Below are 17032 nucleotides of genomic sequence, written 5' to 3' on the forward strand. Positions count from 1 at the left end.
CAGCAGCCCCAATAAGGTCACCGCAGAGTGCCAGAATCAATCGAGGTGAACGTTTTGGGGCCGCTGCGCAGCCCAGCGCGGGACAAGCCCGCTCACCACAGGGTTATGTGCCAGCCTTTAAGAGTTGTGTCGATACCCATGGCTATCGGGGGCAAGCCCCCTCCCACAGGTTGATCCATTTTTTGCCTGTCAGTCCTCATATTCATGATGGAGAGATCCCTATGTCCACAGCACCCCGGCAACTTTGGCCGTGAGCAGCATATCGACCACACCGAGCGCTATCGCCGCGCCGCCGAGCATCTGGACGTGGTGCAGGGGCTGTGGGACTCCTATGAAGACGACGCGTTCGTGCGTGACAAGGCCAGCGACGTATTTCTCGACCCGCAACGCCAGCATCGCCTTGACCACCACGGTGAATTTTTCTCGGTGACCGGCCCGTTGAATATCGCGCGGGCACCTGGGGCTGCCGGTGCCGGTGAATCGGCATACGGCGGCACGGAGTGTGGCGGCCTGAGGATTACCACCATTTCCAGCGGCCCTGTTGTTTCAGGGTCGCGATGATGGCTTCGCGTTTGTGGCGTAGCTCTACCGACTTTTGCCGCAGTTCGCGGCAGCGGTTGCTGTTGAGGATCAGCAGGCCGACAAGTGGGCCGAGTAGGACCAGTGCGTAGAGATAGGTGTTGGGGCGCCACAGGATGGCGGGTAGGGATATCAGCAGGCAGAGGAGGTAAATTGCGACGTTTATCCATACCCAATGGATTCGGCCGTAGAGCACTTCGTATTTGGCCAGGGCGAATACTGCGCCCAAGCCCGCGGCGCTGAAAAAGCATGTCTTGGCGACAAAATCTACGGGGTGAGTAGGCAAATACGTAAGCATCGCCAAGATCATTGTCAACGCTATCGAGAAACACCCTGCCAATGCATCACCTCCAATCACGGGCATGAACCGTTTGAGGAGTTGCCAAGGATCCTCAATAAAGAGTGATGAGTAATATTGGTCTTTTATCTTCCGTTGTTGGCTCACTGGTTAATTTCCTCGTAGATGCCCAACGCCAGAGTTCTTACGTTTCCAGATACTGTACTGCTGGTAAAGCCGAGCAAGGCCGCAGCTATATCCATTTTGTGCGCGGCAGTTGCACGCTGCATTTGAATAGCGCTGATACGTTTGGCCACATTGCCAGAGGCTTTTTCCAGCTTGAGCAACTTGGTCGTCAGTCTTGGATCTCGGATTTTAAGCAGCTCATTGTTCAATTTTGCCCGCTCTTGCCGTGTCAGGCCTCTAAGCACTTGCCTTGCTGTTTTTCCGGTTGCTTTTGTGGTCGTTGTGACGACTTTCACGCTGACTAATGCCGAGCTGGCAACGCCCATCAAAGCAATCCCGTCCAACACCGCTGTTGCGGCCTCATACCACGTCTCGTTATCCAAGTAGTCATTAACCTCCGGAAAGGCTAACTCTGATGCTGTCCGTAGAGCGCCACCGATGCATTGAACTGTACTTGCAACGGCAGCAGCTTTACCGATAAACGAAATTATCGAGCTAGCACCAGCTGTAAAAGGCATCAGCGCAGCCCCACTCGCAATGACCATCCAACTCAACACTACTCCGGTGCACGCAATTGCCGTATTGATAGCTTCCGCCGCCAACCTCGACTCCCGAGGCTCATGCTCCAACATCCGCTTGAACTCCACCGGCCCCACGTACCTCGGCGCTTCCCGCAGCACCACCTTGATCGGCTGCACCCTGCAAATCGCCTGGAACTCACGCAGTACCACCACGTTGAAATCCCCGTCGATATACACCACCCCCGCGCCGATCAACGCCGGGTCGGCGTCTATGGCGAAGAACAGCCGCCGCAGGTCGATGCTGCTTTCAATGCGTTGGCGTGTGGTGCGGTGGGCTGACGGGAATCCATCCTTGAACAGGGCGACGGTCATTCCTTAACTCCGGAGTGTGCGGGAGTCGAGAGGGTAATGATGTCGTTGAGACAATTAATGTCGGACGTTTCGTCTTTTCTAGACGGCCACTTCTCGAACCGGTCTGAAGGCTTGCCGCCAGTTAAAGGGAGCGCCGTTGCGACGCTCCCCTCGCTGGTTTACTCACCAAACCCGACAATGGCCTTGGTTTCCAGGTATTCCTCAAACCCATGGACGCCGTATTCCCGACCATTGCCCGAGCGCTTGTAGCCACCAAACGGCGCCATCGGGTTCCACGCGGGGTAGTTCAGGTGCACTTGCCCGGCGCGAATGCGCGATGCCACTGCACGCGCCTGCGTCAGGTCCTGGGCCTGGACGTGGGCGCCCAGCCCGTAGACCGTGTCGTTGGCGATGGCGACGGCTTCATCCAGCGTTTCATAGGCAATGATGCACAGCACCGGGCCGAATATTTCTTCCTGGGCGATGCGCATGGCGCTGTCCACTTCGGAAAAAATCGTCGGCCGGGTGTAGAAACCCTTGTCGAACCCCGCCACCCGTCCTGGCCCGCCGCACACCAGTTTGGCGCCCTCGTCGAGGCCGGCGTGGATCATGGTTTGCACGCGATGGAACTGGGCTTCGTTGGCAATCGGGCCCAGTTGCGTGTCTTGCGAATTCGGGTCGCCCACGATCAGTGCATTGGCGGTGGCTGCCGCCAGGGCTTCGACTTCGGCCAGGCGGTTTCTTGGCACGATCATGCGGGTCGGCGCGCTGCACGATTGGCCGACGTTGCGAAACGCCGACAGCACCCCCAGCGGCACGGCCTTGGCGAAGTCGGCGTCGGGCAGCAGCACGTTCGGGGACTTGCCGCCCAGCTCCTGGGTGACGCGCTTGACCGTAGGCGCGGCCGCCTGGGCCACCAGCGCACCGGCGCGGTTGGAGCCGGTGATTGAAATCATGTCGATATCCGCATGGGCAGCCATGGCGGCGCCCACTTCGGCACCACTGCCGTTGACCAGGTTGAACACCCCAGGCGGCAGGCCCGCGTCATGCACCAGTTGCGCAAACAGCAGGGCGCTCAGGGGCGACAGTTCGCTGGGTTTCAACACCACGGTGCAGCCGGCGGCGAGGGCCGGGGCGACTTTTGCGGTGATCTGGTACAGCGGCCAGTTCCACGGTGTGATCAGGCCGCACACGCCGATGGGTTCGCGCTCGATGGCGGTGCCACCTTCAACCGTCTGGAAGCGGTAGCTGGACAGCAGGTCACGGGCGACCCGCACGTGCTCGGCCGCCAGCGGCACCTGCATCGCCCGAGCAAAACCGATGGCCGCGCCCATTTCCAGGGACAGCGCCTGGGCCAGTTGCTCCTGGCGTTCAAGGATCAGCGCGTGGATGTTCCCCAGCACCTGCGCCCTTGTTTCAGGCGCGGTCGCGGACCAACCGGCAAACGCAGCGCGTGCGGCGGCGACGGCCCGGTCGACATCTTCGGCAGACCCGCGTGCGACATGGGCAACCACTTCCTCGGTGGCCGGGTTGACCACCGGCAGGCTGGCCGCAATGGCAGGGGGAACCCAGCGCCCGTCGATGTAAAACTGCCGGGACGTGTGCGGGTCAATGCTGTAGCTGTTCGAAGGGTGTGTGGTCATCCAACTGGCTCCCTGGAGCGGTAATAGGCACTGCGAACAGCACGGCCCTGTGTCTGGATAAGCTAACAAAAGGCACCTGCCCGAAGATGCCGTTATTCAACGCTGCAAGGGATAATCTGCTGAATCTGGCGGGCAGGCTGTGCGACCTGACCGATTGCTTGCGTGACCCGTGCAAATTGGCTGATGCCGCCCGGATGCGGCGGGCATGTCGGCGCAGGTGACCGGGAGATAAACGTAGGCGTGGCTCATATCAGCGTTCCGGTGGTGGGGGCGCTTGCGGGCACCGTTGAAGGTTGGGTAAACCGCCGTATATCAAAGGGGCTGATCAAGGTGCTGGTGCTGCCCGTGCTGATCAGCTCGGCCATCACATCGCCGACGCCCGGACCCAGCTGGAAGCCGTGGCCGCAAAAGCCGAAGGCGTAAAACAGCCCGTCCACGCTGCCGCTGGGACCCATCACCGGCAGGGAGTCGGGGGTGTAGCTCTCGATGCCGCTCCATACACGAATGATGTTCAGCCTTTCGGCGCCCGGTAACAGCCGTTTCATCTGGCGCATCTGGTTGAGCAGGCTCTCGGGTTTGAAAAATGCGCGTCGGTTGATCATGTCCGGCGTGCAGCGGGCGCGCCGCCAATGATGATGTTGCCGCGCGGAATCTGGCGAAAGTAGATCACCTCTTCCTTGATCTTGGTGAACACGCCGATCACGGTGGGCAAGGCGTAGGGCACCGGTTCAGTGACCGACATCTGTGGGCCGTTGGGCTCCAGCGGCACCGGCTCGCCGAAGCGTTCGGACAGGCGGGCGGCCCAGGCGCCAGCGGTAATCAACAGTTGCTCTGCGACATACAATTGCCCGTCGCAGGTGGTGACGTGGAACATTCCATTGGCCTTTTCCACGTCGGCGACTTCGGTTTTTTCCTCGATCCGCGCCCCGAGGCGCTGGGCGGCGCGGGCAAACGCCGGCGCGGCCAGTCGTGGGTTGGCGTGGCCGTCATGGGGCGCATAGGAGCCGCCTTTTACGTCCGGGCCGAGGAAACCAAAGCGCCGGTGCAACTCGGCGCCGCGATAGATTTTCAGGTCCAGTTGCGCGGCTTGCGGCGCGGCGGCGTAAGCCTCCAGTTCGGCGATTTCATCTTCGCGATAGCACACGCGCATGTGCCCGCTGGGGATGAATTCGAGGTCATCGTCGATCAGCTCCGGCAGGCGTTTCCACAGCGCCCATGAACGATTGGCCAGGTCCAGTTGACCCAGGTAGCGACCCTGGCGACGCACATTGCCGAAGTTCACGCCGCTGGCGTACTGACCGATCTGGTCGCGTTCCAGCAGCGTGACCGAGCAACCACGCCGGCGCAGGAAAAACGCCGACGATGCGCCCATGATGCCGCCGCCGATGATCAGCACATCGCTTTTTTGCGGGTTCATGAGGGCTGCTCCTGCAGGGTACGGGCCACGGCTTCGATTTCGATCAGGTAGCCATGGTGCAGCACCGGCACGGGGACCACAGCCCGGGCCGGTTTATGTTCACCCAGGTAGCGAGCGTAAATCCGATCAAAGGCGGGCCAGTGCTCTATGCCCACGACGTACACCGTCACTTTGAGTAGGTCACCAGCGCTCAGGCCCGCTTCAGCAAGGATCGCCACCAGGTTGTCCAGGGCAATCGCCGCCTGAACTTCGAACGGTTGCCCGGCGCTGTGCTCGCCATTGGCGCGTACCGGCAGTTGCCCGGACACGTACAGCACGCCGCCGTGCGCTATCGCCTGGGAATAATGCCCGCCCGGCGGCGCTGCGTGGGTGCTGCGAATCGATAGGATCTGATTACCAGCCATGCAGGCGACTCCAGGTGTGCACCGTGCCATCGGCGTCCAGCGCGTGATAATCCGGGAACTGCGCGCCGGTGGCGCAGGCATGGTTGGGCAGGATGCGCAGACGGCTGCCGATGGGGAACCGCGTGACCAGCGCGTCAGCGTTGGCAGCACCCAGGGTGATGATGCCGTGCTCCTGATTGGCACCGGTGACCAGCGCGCCGTCGATCCAGTCGCCCGCTTCGCTGCACACCTGGCCATATGCGAAGTCCTGGCGCTGGCGCTGAGTACCACGGTCACGGCTCATGGCCATCCAGCCGGCGTCGGTGATGATCCAGCCTTTATCCGGCTGATGGCCAATCACGGTGGTGAGGACGCTCAGCGCCAACTCGTCGGCCTGGCATACACCGATGTTGCGCATGACCAGGTCGAAGAACACATACACGCCCGCACGCACCTCGGTGACGCCGTCCAGGTTCAGCGCCGAAAGGGCCGTCGGGGTCGAGCCGATGCTGACCTCGGGGCACGCCAGGCCTGCTGCGCGGATTTGCTCTGCGGCGCTTACGCAGCGCGCACGTTCCTGTTCGGCCAGTGCTTGCAGGGGTTCTGGGCTGTCCAGATCGTAACTGGAGCCCGCGTGGGTCATCACGCCGCGCAATGGCAGGCCGCCGCCGTCGAGGATGCGGGCGACGTCGAGCAGTGCCGGGTCTTGCGCGTCCAGGCCGGAGCGATGGCCGTCGCAATCGATTTCGATCCAGGTGTCGAAGGATTCGTCATGCTGCTGTGCGAATGCCACGATGGCCTGGGCCCCCGCGACGCTGTCGGTGAGCAGGCTCAGGTTGCAGCCTTTGCGCCGCAGTGCCAGGGCCTGGGGGAGTTTGCCCGGGGCGATGGCGACGGCGTAGAACACGTCGCTGATGCCCGCGGCGAAACAATGCTCGGCTTCCTTAAGGGTGGACACCGTGACGCCGCTGGCGCCTGCGGCAAGCTGTGCGCGGATCACCGGCAGGCACTTGCTGGTTTTGATGTGCGGGCGCAAACGTACCCCCAGGCTGTTCATGCGTTGTTGCATGCGCTGGATATTGCGCTGCATCCGCGGGATATCGACAAGGGCGGCAGGTGTGTCGAGGGAAGCGATCGGCGTGGACATGGTTGAGCTCGAATGGGGAGGACACCTTGCACTCTACTCAGCTGTCATTAACCTATGGTTCAATCGGGGCTATTCAATCATTAAGTAAAACTGAATGATTTCCATCGAAGACTTACGGTTGGCCGTCACCCTTGCGCGCTCCGAATCGCTGAGCGCTGCCGCCAGAACCCTGAACGTGTCGCCACCGGCGCTCTCCATGCGCCTGCGCAAGTTGGAGACGCTGCTGGGGCTTACCCTGGCCAATCGCGATGCGCGGCGCCTGAGCTTGACGGCGGATGGCGAGCGGTTCTCGCGGGAAAGCGCGCTGTTGCTGGAGCAGTTGGAGGCGTTGCCGGAGTCGTTCAGGCAAACGGACGATAGGCTGGTGGGCACCTTGAGGTTGGCGGCGCCGTTTGGTTATGGCCGCCAGCGCATCGCACCGCTGTTGGCGCGGTTTGCCAAAGTGCACCCGCAGTTGCGGCTGCACCTGGATCTGCGCGAGACGCCCTGGCCCGACCGGCATGACAGCGATGCGGTGATTCACATCGGCCATCTCAATGACAGCCTGTGGACGGCGCGGCCACTCACGCCAAACGAGCGCTGGTTGTGCGCCAGTCCCGACTACCTGCAAACCCACGGCGTGCCGTCCACGCCCGACGAACTGGCGGCGCATCGCTGTATCTGCATTCGGGAAAATGATGAAGACGTCACGCTGTGGCACCTGCGCAAGGGCCAGGGCCGCAAGACGCTGCGCGTGGAGCCCGCGTTGTTGAGCAACGATGGCAGCGTTGCCCGGCGCTGGGCCGAGCAAGGCTTGGGGTTGGTGCTGCGTTCGCAGTGGGACGTCAGTGATGCCGTGGCCAGCGGCAGCCTGGTGCGCGTGTTGGCGGACTGGAGCTTTGACAGCGCACCGATCCTTCTGCTGGTGCCGTCGCGCAAACTTCGCAGTCCGCGCTTGCAGGCGTTGGTGGCGTTTCTTGAGGACGCGCTGAAGGCCTGATCCGTTATTCCCCCCAACGCGAAATACATAGTTAGGGCTTTTTTAGGCAGTTACCGCATAAATACCCCTCTTCGAGGGGTATTTTTTTGTTCGCAAATATGAAAGCTATACCATGATATAACATGGCATGTAGGCGCGATTCAAACAGCGCGTTGAGGATGATCAGAGCGCTGAGGTTCGTCGTCTAACCCCCCTCTCCGAGTCAACCGTTCTGCTTTAGGTCGATGATCATTTTGACGTTAAAAGGGACGATGCTTCGGGAATCAAAGACGTATCGATAAGGTAGGGTGAAGCTTTGCTTCAATCCTGAGTGTCGATCCGCAGAGTGGCAACAAATCGCCATCACCTGAGAATCCCTGTCTACACTGATATTCCTCCTCAATGGAACGACATAGCAGGTGGTCTGTATGGCGAGCAACCAATTACTCGGCTTCATTGTGCTTCCACTGCTCATCGCGGGATGCGCATCTCCAACAGACTTTGAGGAGCCTCGCGGTGACCGCAAACGAACGCCTCTGATCGATGCTGACGAGGCGAGTATCGCTAAGGACTATTCCGATGAGCGTTCTCGAAACATCCCGAGGGTCGGTCTAGCTCTTTCGGGCGGAGGAACGCGCGCAGGGATGTTCGCTTTTGGCGTGCTCAACGGCCTCAATGATACTAAGGTTCTCGATTATGTCGATGTCATCTCCTCTGTGTCAGGCGGAGGCTACGCCGCATATTGGTTCTACGCGCGACGCCTGGAGATGCCGAAAGGTGTCGACTATCAGAGAGCTTTCGCTGACTGCCGTCCCGATTGGTGGGTCAAGTACGATAAAGACCCGCGCAATCTCAAGCTCATGGAGCAAGGGGGGTACCAACTTTCTGAGTTCGGAGAGATGGCTCCTTGCACTGATACCGGTGACGATGAAGGGCAGCAGTGGTCTGATGACAAGCATGATAAATACCGCTGGCAGGCGCATATCGCTCAAACGACCGATCTGTTTCGCAAGCGACCTATGGTCTTCGGTGGCAAAAATGGCAGAGGCCCCGACAAAGAAGCAATCCCCATAACAGCTCTGTCGCTTTTGGAAGTCCTCCGATTCCCGTTTGTGACCAATGGATATTTTGGCCAGAGTTACGAGGAGGGCATTACCCGGACGTGGGGCCTAACACCGATTGCTCGTGATAAGGCAAGAGACACGTTTAAGTATGCGAATGGTGAAGATCATTTAATGGACGGTGCATACGTAGCGCCTGGTGAGCACACCTGGCACAAGCTACGGGAGCTGAGTGATGCCGATCCAAGTGTCCCGCTTTGGATAGTCAACACCACCGTACTGCCGAAGCGGGCGGATCCAAACGAACGGGCTATTTTCGAGGTGACCCAGTACGGCTATGGCTCCGATGCCTCTGGATACGTTTCTATTCACGAGCCCCCGGCCGGGGCGGCAACAGTGTCGAGCTCCTTGGCTATTCAGCATCCAGACGCTATCGAGGAGCTACCGGCGTCAGTAAGAGCCTCGGCGGCGGCTGCTGATTCACAGGGCCTAGGCACAAGCCAATGGCGTCGTGCCGAACGTGCCACCACCGTGTTTCCTGCGTTGCGCTGGGGCGTGACTGTCGAGGATACCAATCTTGGAGATGCTCCGGTCTCTTATCGGTTGAGCGATGGCGGTGGCTCGGACAACCTGGGATTGATAAGCCTGGTGAAGAGGGGGGTCAAAGACATCATCCTTGTGGATGCCGAGTCCGACATCGAAGGCCGGTTTGAGGGGCTGTGTTGGGATAAGGAACTTCTGCATCAGGCAGGGTATGACCTAAAGTTTGATGAATTGCAGGACCTGTCCATATTGTGCGCAGAACGCACTGCGGAACGAGTAAATACCGATACGAAAGCAAAGCGTGCATACAATATAAGTGCCTGGCTGAATCCAGTGATGAAGGGCGTAATTACTCCTCTTCCTAGCAACCTGCCCCCGAATGCTCGTAGAAAACCTAAAATTCCGGAAATGAACGTGTGGTTGATCAAGCTGGCTTGGAATCAAGCTCTTGTTCAGCAGGCGCTCAATAACACTGAATGCGAAACTGAGGCCAACCCAGTGTCGTGCATGTTGACGGTTTATTATGCCCACCAAAAAAACACCGAAGCTAGCGGAGAGCTTTATCGGGCTTTCCCGCAAATAGGGACGTCCGAAGCGGTGTGGAACTCAAGTACTCCCCAATTTTGGGCCTGGCGCGAGCTGGGGCGATCGGCGGGGTCATTGTTCGTCTATAACGAACGTGGTGGCTTGAGTCTTAAAACAAGCAAGAAGTTAGCAGGCGGCTCACAGGCCTTACTGTGTGGTGCTCCCGAGCGGCAGGCTGTTCCTTGCCCTCCGGCTAACACGGAGAGGCAGTAGGAGCCCCATCTGGCACCACACAGCTGAGGGATGGGGCGACCTCGCTCAACTTCGTAAGGTCGCAATGTATGACGCTCCGTAAGCGTCCGGTTAAGGCACGTTGCGATGAGTAAACGCCTGGCATCTGGCTACATATGGCTCCCTCAGCGAGCCTCCAGCTGCGGATTTTCGATAATAAAAGCCGCTTCACTGAAGCGGCTTTTATTTACTTGGAGATGTCTGCTAATACTGCTACTTCGCGTCTTTACCGTCGACGGTAGTCACACCAGCCAGCCAACTATCCACAGTCTCAGGATGAGCGGCCAGCCATTTTTTCGCTGCACTCATTCGATTACATCGAGATGTTTTACAATCCAAAACGACGCCACAGTTTCAACAATCATCTGTCATCGGTAGAGTTTGAAAAGCGTTACGCTGCGAGCCTGAAGAGTGTCTAGAAAACCCGGTGCGATTCAAACAGGGGTTAATCCAGACCCAGGGTGTCAGCGAATTAGGCATCGGTATTGCCACAGTACAGTGCCATTTTAACTCAAAAATCGCAACTGACGGTAGGATACAAAAAACTAAACTGCTCTTTAAATAAGAAGATTAGTGCAAGGTGCCCGATAAGTATAGTGTGTGCAAACGTTTAACGTCCGCCACTCCAAAAAATGCAAGCGAGACTTTAACATGGTTTCCTAAGGGACCTTCCTAGGCCCCTCAATAAAACTTCGAAAAAGTATTCTGACAGCCCTGGTGCCACTGCCATAAAGCTTACCGGTACACCTTGCAAAATGATCTTATAGCGTCAATAACTTTTCAGCAACTCTTTTTTCTCAAGCAAAGTCAAAAGCTCCGCGCCATTCCATGAAACAAACCATGGAAATTTGCTTATCTTACAGCGCGCATCAACTGTCTCAGCCTGAGATGGTACTTTGTGTGTGACTTGCTTTAAAAGCTTTTCAATTAATGAGTCTTTCAACTGATTATCTATGTTTGGGCAGGTTAGGACATCCATTAACAAATATGTTTTTTCAGCGTCCTGCCTTATATCGTTCAAGTCTAAAAGCTTACGCTTAATACTCTTAATAACCAGATTCTTTATTTGTGGGTATAGATTAGATGAGCCAATATAATATAGAAGCGTTATCGTTTCAAAATAGGAAAGATCACGTCCATTTTTCATGTCTATTATTGAGGAAAGAGTTTCTCTAGGCAGGCTAAAATCATCCCCCAGATTCTTTAAAGAAATTAACAAGTTCAACGCCTCAAGCAAAGTGTAATCTTTATTTCGCTGAAGCTTTATAAAGTCGCTGCTTTGAAAGAATTCAGAACCTAGTATATAGATTAAGCTTTTGATTGCGTTTACGTCTTCGACCATATGCGCTTCGAAAAATGAACATGCTAAAGTAGACGCTGTATAGATTCTTACTGAGCCTTTATGGCTAGGACTTACAGTATAGAAATGAAACATTAGCTCAATAACTATATGAAAAAAATCAGAGTACTTGCTCTTATTTTCAGTGTCATCAAAAACTCGCCCAATATTTGCTTCAGTTACTTTAGTTAGGAGATTGCACAGTGCCGAAATAACATATCCGCAAGCCAGTTCATATGCACCGTGCTCACCTATGCATGCGGATTTTATGTCATTAAGAAAGCTTACTTTTAACTTATTCCGATTAATAATTCTTCGAGGAACAAAAGTTCTACTTCCCTCTTGGTCGCCACGTCCTGTCAGACTATCAGTCAATCGAGCCAACGTAGACTTTACAAGTGTTAGCGACTTGGTTTTTTGGGTTACAAACGGCCTAGAAGCCTTGACTGTCTTGCTTGAGTTAAGATTTAACTTGTATTCCTTAAAACACGCCGCAACGACTTTTGAAATTTTCAACGTATCAGATTCATTGGTCGTAAATATGAAAATATCATCTACATAACGCCTGATAACATAAGAGTCACCATGAACAAGCCCTTCATCAAACAACTGTTTTTCTATAACTTGATCAATCTCCTGAAATATCAATTCGGCAAAAATTCGACTTGTCTCTGGACCAATGACTATCCCAGCAGTTTCGTTATAGTTGCAAGCCTGCATCACCCTATCAAAAACGCTACCTAAAGAGTTCTTAACATTGGAGTGCTGTTTTGAATAGATCTTTGTTTTCAACGCCCAGGTAATTGAGTGAGTGTATATACTATCGAAGCACTTTGATATATCAAGTGACCAGAACGAAGAAAAACGCTGTTCTAGCCTGAGAAACTCTTGCGAGTCAAAAAACTTATAAAGTCGCGTATAGCCACCATATGAAAAGTATGAAGACAAAAACTTATGCCTTGATTCATCTCCAGTATTTGCGATATTTTTAGTACGGTATTTACTAATATTTTGCTTTGGATTTTTTATATAATACTTGCTGGCAATCTTTACCGGAAAACGGATACTGAACAAACTTTTTCGACACTCCATCAATATTTGCTGATCAAACACCTGATAAAGATCAACAAATTTCATCTGAGCACCAGGATGTAGTAACGCAAGCGTACGAAACGAATCGTCATCCTTTCGTATTTTATACATCAGAGGTATAGAATATTCTGAATGCTCATGGCCCGTGAAAAGGTATTCAATCACATTTGATATATCACTTCTATCATCTCTGTATTTTTTGATATGCCAATAGAACCCCAGATTGCTAAAAAGAACTGGGACTTCATAAGGGCAAGTCTCAGTTAAAAGAATACGACTGTAGTCTTCTTTATGAACGCGGCGCATATTACCTATCATTATATCCAGCACTCCTTTACTGATTTCAGGATTTGGTAGGTAAACGAATGAAACCGCGCTTTTTTAAAACCTGAAGAAAAGCTATAACCTGCCAACTCTCTTCGCTGAGAAAGAGTTAAACACTGAATTATACGAAAAGACAGAGGATGGGACGTTGAGAAAAGCAATCCATGCAAAAAACCATCAAGCGTTCTTAATGCACATCGGTGATTATTGTTTTTATGTATATAATTATAATATATCCCTGTCTTTATGTTTATGCCTGATATCGGATCAGTAATATGATAATTTCCAGCCAATGCTTTAATTCGGTACTTTAATAATCGATATTCGGTATAGCCTTGCGCTCCAGAAATATAGCTGCAAAATGAAGATATGAGTCGCGCTTTAATTTTTTCGACTTTCGATGAGGAAATATCAATCAGAACTTTTCTTTGCTTATACTTGGACTGATTAACTGAGCTGTTGCGATTGAAGACCTTGAATTCATATCCCAAAAACTCAAAACTGTTAAAGGATTCTAAGCTAGCGTCATCTTTTGACTTTGGCACGGCTATATAAGTGCGTTTGTTACCCTCATGAAACTCAAGTCCTTCAAACAAAACCGCATCTAACTCATCCTCGAAATTCTTTCTTGAAGTTTGGCCTGATGTAATTATTAGAATATCATCTACAAATCGACCATAGTAAAAAACTTCCGGCATATGCCTGATCTTTGAATCAAAACTATGCAGCGCCAATTCAGATAGAGCAGAACTAATGCCCAACCCTCTGGGCAAGCCATCAATTCCTAGCGCACCCAACACGTCAAATAACTCTGAGAGCAATGTTAGTGTTTGCCACGAACATTTTGCATCAAGCATTAATTTAGTTAAAATTAATTTTCTATCAATGTTTTCATAAAAACTTTTAATATCAAAACGATATACGTGGTATGCCCCACCTTCTTTCAATAGCGATATAGCATTTCCAATTACTGTTTGGCGATTGGCTTGCTTTATTTTGTAGTTGATTTTTATATTGTTAGCAACCAATCGCGATATTAGCTCGGATTGTAAGTTTGTAAAAACGTATCCTTGCTTTCCTGCGACACTAATAGGTCGAAGCGCATTTTGAAATGCATTTTTCTTTGGGATTTTTACAAGTGCGGCTGTTGCTTTCTGCCTGCACACGTCCGAATTAAACAAAGACTTATCGGAAAGCTTATCTTTATAGCCGATACAGTTGAAAAGATTCTTTTGTGTATAGGGGATTTCAATCATTTGTCATCCTTTGACAACGACTCGCAATAAAGTCACATGTGTGGCTCTCTTTATGTCAGAACAATATCACAGTGTTCAAGAGCCGCACACCGTTCAGCCAGTCTGAGCTTGCCTAATCAGACGCACAGACTCATCCTAACCTACGCTCATTTGCAAAGGACGTTTACAAACCACTTACTTAACCTTCTTCGGGGGCCTATTTTTCCTAACCTCCGCCCTTGTCGCCGAACGTGTCTGCATCAGCGTCGGGTAAGGCTTAAGCTTTCGTTTTATGGCACGGGGTTCAATGCGCCCAGACCCGTTTCCAACACGTTTCCTGGCGATCAGCTTGAGTAAATCCTGTGCCCCATCGCCTTGCGCATTGGCTCCGTACTGATACATCGCAAGGAATAATTGAAGGCATCCACTTCATCTGGCACCACAGGGCCGATGGATGCGCGCAGGCACCGAAACGTCGCTAGCTAGTGTGATTGCGGTGTTGGGTGCGGCGCAGCCGCACTGTGCTTATCTGTTCGCCAACCCACCTCAATTTTTTATCTGTCTCGCCGATTACTTATGGGACAGTTCGGTTAGGGCCTTAGCGGTGTATCGCCGTCTAAACCAGTTCAGGGATCACCCCCGCACCCAAGCAGCCGAAGTCGCTAGCAAGTCACGAATACCTGATGCGCATCGAAGACCCAGCCATCCGCTCTATCATGCAGGCTGTCATCACCGAGCGTGACAAGCTTAAGGCGCAACTCAACGTTCTTAAGTCCAACACATGTGTGACCGTAGACCGTCGTCCTCAGGGTGCAAATATTGCGGCGGCGCCTGGAATGCAGCCGACGGCTGTGCTCGCCATATCCGCACAACTCACTCCTTCTGAACGCGAAGCCTTACAGAGGGCAATCTCACCGAGCTACCTAGAAGACCGTGGCATGCAGGAAGGCAGCCACGGCGAGATCGTCAACGAGCGCGGTCGAACTGTGTTCGAGGTGGGCTTTGCCCGTGCAATTCGTAAGGTACTGGGAGACTGACCCCATAACCTTGGCAGGGAGGGGCAAGAGGACCGTGCAATAAATGGGGAGGGTTGCACAGCTTGCAGCTTATGCCATGAACGAATCGAGTTAATGAGAAAAGCGCCGCCGTTGTGCCGGCGCTTAGCTACGATGTAATACGATGTATTTATACATCACAAGGCTTTAATACTCAAAAGCCTGCGCCAGTTAGACGTTGTGATCACTAACTCACGAACTATGCACGTTAGGGTATAACTCCTCAGGGGCCTTATTGAACGGCGTAGACCTTGCGCACATACACCGTGCTGGTCCAGGCACACGGCGCACCCTTGGCCACGAATACGCTGTCGCCGGTATTGACCGTGACCTCGCCACCCTCGTTGTCCAGCAGGGTGACGCTGCCTTTGAGCAGGTGCATCAATTCATGCAGTTTGTGCGGGCGGCCATGGCGGGAGTAGGGGGTCGAGTCCCAAATACCGATGCGCAACCCGGTCACCGCATCGTCGAACAGATTGAGGGCGCGGCACTGAGGCGTAGGGCCGATCAGGATCTGCGGTTCCGGTGCTGCGGACGGGTTGAGCAGGGTGTGCCGGTCGAGCGGGGTCAGGCCCGGACAGGCGGGAGCATCGGCCTGATCGACCGCGCAGAACGCCCAGACGCTGCCGGCGCTCGCCTGCACGGTCAGGCGTGTTCCACGGCCGATCACCGCGCTGGCGCCGACGTCCAGTGCCAGTGTCTGGTCAGCGCTGCTGAGCACCACATGCCCGGCGTGCACCACCAGGGTTTCGCTGTGAGGGAAATCCTCGATCACGGCTTCGCCGCCAAATGGCACCACGCCTGCGGACACGCCATCGTCGCCTCGCCAGGCGAGCTGGCGGGTGTCGCCGAACGGGTCCGGCGCGCTCAAGGCACCCGTGGTGAAGGACGTGGCAACGCGGCTGCCGTCGGCACGCGCCAACAGCAGGATCTGGGGAGATGACATGGGAGTGCTCCGGGAGGAAAGTCAGCCGATGGCCTGGGTGATCAGGGCAAAGGGGTATACGCCTTGGCTGGCCTGAGGCGGCGTGCCTTTGGCCATCTGCGCGACGGTGTCGATGTTCTTCAGGCCCGCCTGTTCGAGCCAATCGCTGAGGCCACAGGCGACGGGAATGTCGATGCGTACAAAGGCGTCCGGTACCTGGGCCAGCAAGGTGGCGATCAGGTGCTTGGCCTGATCGATGGTTTCGGCGACCACAGGACCGATGCAGCGTCCGCGCCCAAACGGTCGCAGCAGGGCGAAGCCGCGCAACTGACCGTCGCGCTCGATACCCACGGCATTTTCTACCTGCAGGTCGCGCAGCACCTCGCGCCGGTCCAGCCCGCTGGCGGCCTTCGCGAGCGCGAGCAGGGCAGTGTGGTCATCAGCATTCAGAGCACGGCAGCTTTCGCCCTCGGCCAGCGTTGGTCGCTCGGGCACCTGGGCTTGGCCCTGGTGTTGTTGCACGTGACCGAACTCGACAAAGCCTTGGCTGGCATACAGCGGCGCACCCGCGAGGGTCGCATTCAGAACCGGCGTGCGTGCCCCGCAAGCGGCAATGGCCTGTTCCATCAACCGGCGACCGATGCCCTGGCCCTGGTAGTCATTGCTGACGATCACCAGGCCGATGGTGGCGTAATCGCCCTGGGGGCAGGTGAACGCGCTGCCGATCAGCCGCTCGCCGTCCAGGACCACGAAGCCGTCGCTGACCCGTTGCAACATCGCCCAGTCTTCCAGGCGGTGGGGCCATTTGAGTTGCACCGACAGGGCGTGGGCGGCTGGCAGGTCGGCCACGGTCATCGGGCGGTAGACATAAGCGGGGTGTGGCAGGGCGGACATGGCGAGCCTCCATAGAGCAGTGTGTGTGCGGTGTGAGGTTGCTTGTATCCCACCTGGGTTGGAGGCTGGCAAGGGGGCTGGAGATATTCGGTAGATTCCTTGGGCGGGGAGGGGGTGGGCCACAGGTCGTACTTAATTCTTGTGGGGTGGCGGTAGTAAATGCCATGGGGGGTGATGGTGTACATATCCTTTATTTAGGTAACGGCCGCCTATGGTTTCGCTCTTACAGCGACTCACTTTTGGAAAGGCCCAAAAGTAAGCAAAAGGCCTTCGCCCCACCACTCGG

Annotated in this window: 12 protein-coding genes and 3 pseudogenes; 5 read left to right on the forward strand and 10 right to left on the reverse strand. The window is 54.9% G+C overall.

The annotated features are described in order from the left end of the window. Window positions 1-237: 237 nt before the first annotated feature. Window positions 238-459: pseudogene (locus IQK56_RS18575) on the forward strand (LLM class flavin-dependent oxidoreductase); the annotation flags it as partial. Between the two features lie 58 nt (window positions 460-517). Here IQK56_RS18575 and IQK56_RS18580 read toward each other — a convergent pair. The 6 genes and pseudogenes from IQK56_RS18580 to IQK56_RS18605 all read right to left on the reverse strand — a co-directional run bounded on the left by IQK56_RS18580 (window position 518) and on the right by IQK56_RS18605 (window position 6504). Then, a complete protein-coding gene (locus tag IQK56_RS18580; protein WP_193863430.1) occupies window positions 518-1024 on the reverse strand; it encodes a hypothetical protein in 507 nt (168 codons plus the stop codon). Beyond that, window positions 1021-1935 (reverse strand): Ssp4 family T6SS effector, encoded by a 915-nt coding sequence (gene ssp4 / locus IQK56_RS18585; protein WP_193863431.1) that lies wholly within the window; start codon window positions 1933-1935, stop codon window positions 1021-1023. Before ssp4 ends, IQK56_RS18580 begins: the two co-directional genes overlap by 4 nt. Before the next feature lie 158 nt (window positions 1936-2093). Beyond that, the gene (locus IQK56_RS18590) at window positions 2094-3557 is read right to left on the reverse strand and encodes an aldehyde dehydrogenase family protein (RefSeq protein WP_193863433.1); all 1464 of its coding nucleotides are present in this window, start codon (window positions 3555-3557) and stop codon (window positions 2094-2096) included. A gap of 245 nt (window positions 3558-3802) precedes the next feature. Then, window positions 3803-4974 (reverse strand): annotated as a pseudogene (locus IQK56_RS18595) (NAD(P)/FAD-dependent oxidoreductase). Then, window positions 4971-5378, reverse strand: a complete 408-nt coding sequence (locus tag IQK56_RS18600) for a RidA family protein (RefSeq protein ID WP_193863435.1) — start codon at window positions 5376-5378, stop codon at window positions 4971-4973. The pseudogene IQK56_RS18595 and the gene IQK56_RS18600 overlap by 4 nt, the downstream one beginning before the upstream one ends. Continuing rightward, window positions 5368-6504 (reverse strand): DSD1 family PLP-dependent enzyme, encoded by a 1137-nt coding sequence (locus tag IQK56_RS18605; protein ID WP_193863437.1) that lies wholly within the window; start codon window positions 6502-6504, stop codon window positions 5368-5370. Before IQK56_RS18605 ends, IQK56_RS18600 begins: the two co-directional genes overlap by 11 nt. A 94-nt stretch (window positions 6505-6598) precedes the next feature. Between IQK56_RS18605 and IQK56_RS18610 the strand changes: the two genes are divergently transcribed. From IQK56_RS18610 to IQK56_RS18620, 3 genes and pseudogenes are all read left to right on the forward strand, one after another. Further along, entirely contained in the window at window positions 6599-7483 is an 885-nt protein-coding gene (locus IQK56_RS18610) for a LysR family transcriptional regulator (protein ID WP_193863439.1), read from the forward strand. Between the two features lie 407 nt (window positions 7484-7890). Continuing rightward, the gene (locus IQK56_RS18615) at window positions 7891-9864 is read left to right on the forward strand and encodes a patatin-like phospholipase family protein (protein ID WP_193863441.1); all 1974 of its coding nucleotides are present in this window, start codon (window positions 7891-7893) and stop codon (window positions 9862-9864) included. A 326-nt stretch (window positions 9865-10190) separates the two neighbouring features. After that, window positions 10191-10301: pseudogene (locus tag IQK56_RS18620) on the forward strand (IS3 family transposase); the annotation flags it as partial. Between the two features lie 350 nt (window positions 10302-10651). Here IQK56_RS18620 and drt3b read toward each other — a convergent pair. Together drt3b and drt3a are read right to left on the reverse strand one after the other, a co-directional pair. Beyond that, complete coding sequence (gene drt3b, locus IQK56_RS18625) at window positions 10652-12631, reverse strand: antiviral reverse transcriptase Drt3b (protein ID WP_193863443.1); 1980 nt, start codon at window positions 12629-12631, stop codon at window positions 10652-10654. Beyond that, a complete protein-coding gene (gene drt3a / locus IQK56_RS18630) occupies window positions 12631-13893 on the reverse strand; it encodes an antiviral reverse transcriptase Drt3a (RefSeq protein WP_193863445.1) in 1263 nt (420 codons plus the stop codon). The genes drt3b and drt3a overlap by 1 nt, the downstream gene beginning before the upstream one ends. A gap of 611 nt (window positions 13894-14504) precedes the next feature. On the opposite strand from drt3a, the gene gmtX reads away from it, so the two are divergent. Then, entirely contained in the window at window positions 14505-14909 is a 405-nt protein-coding gene (gmtX, locus tag IQK56_RS18635; protein ID WP_341869530.1) for a gamma-mobile-trio protein GmtX, read from the forward strand. Window positions 14910-15159: 250 nt separating this feature from the next. Here the strand turns inward: gmtX and IQK56_RS18640 are convergent, their stop codons facing one another. Then, window positions 15160-15873 (reverse strand): cupin domain-containing protein, encoded by a 714-nt coding sequence (locus tag IQK56_RS18640; RefSeq protein WP_193863447.1) that lies wholly within the window; start codon window positions 15871-15873, stop codon window positions 15160-15162. 21 nt (window positions 15874-15894) lie between these two features. Then, entirely contained in the window at window positions 15895-16746 is an 852-nt protein-coding gene (locus IQK56_RS18645; protein ID WP_122306471.1) for a GNAT family N-acetyltransferase, read from the reverse strand. Window positions 16747-17032 lie beyond the last annotated feature (286 nt).

It is taken from the genome of Pseudomonas cyclaminis (assembly GCF_015163715.1).
GTDB lineage: Bacteria > Pseudomonadota > Gammaproteobacteria > Pseudomonadales > Pseudomonadaceae > Aquipseudomonas > Aquipseudomonas cyclaminis.

Excerpts from the sequence above, each read along its gene's own strand:
- ssp4 (WP_193863431.1), bottom strand. The coding sequence starts at position 1,935 with ATGACCGTCGCCCTGTTCAAGGATGGATTCCCGTCAGCCCACCGCACC.
- IQK56_RS18590 (WP_193863433.1), bottom strand. The coding sequence starts at position 3,557 with ATGACCACACACCCTTCGAACAGCTACAGCATTGACCCGCACACGTCC.
- IQK56_RS18600 (WP_193863435.1), bottom strand. The coding sequence starts at position 5,378 with ATGGCTGGTAATCAGATCCTATCGATTCGCAGCACCCACGCAGCGCCG.
- IQK56_RS18605 (WP_193863437.1), bottom strand. The coding sequence starts at position 6,504 with ATGTCCACGCCGATCGCTTCCCTCGACACACCTGCCGCCCTTGTCGAT.
- IQK56_RS18610 (WP_193863439.1), top strand. The coding sequence starts at position 6,599 with ATGATTTCCATCGAAGACTTACGGTTGGCCGTCACCCTTGCGCGCTCC.
- IQK56_RS18615 (WP_193863441.1), top strand. The coding sequence starts at position 7,891 with ATGGCGAGCAACCAATTACTCGGCTTCATTGTGCTTCCACTGCTCATC.
- drt3b (WP_193863443.1), bottom strand. The coding sequence starts at position 12,631 with ATGATAGGTAATATGCGCCGCGTTCATAAAGAAGACTACAGTCGTATT.
- drt3a (WP_193863445.1), bottom strand. The coding sequence starts at position 13,893 with ATGATTGAAATCCCCTATACACAAAAGAATCTTTTCAACTGTATCGGC.
- IQK56_RS18640 (WP_193863447.1), bottom strand. The coding sequence starts at position 15,873 with ATGTCATCTCCCCAGATCCTGCTGTTGGCGCGTGCCGACGGCAGCCGC.
- IQK56_RS18645 (WP_122306471.1), bottom strand. The coding sequence starts at position 16,746 with ATGTCCGCCCTGCCACACCCCGCTTATGTCTACCGCCCGATGACCGTG.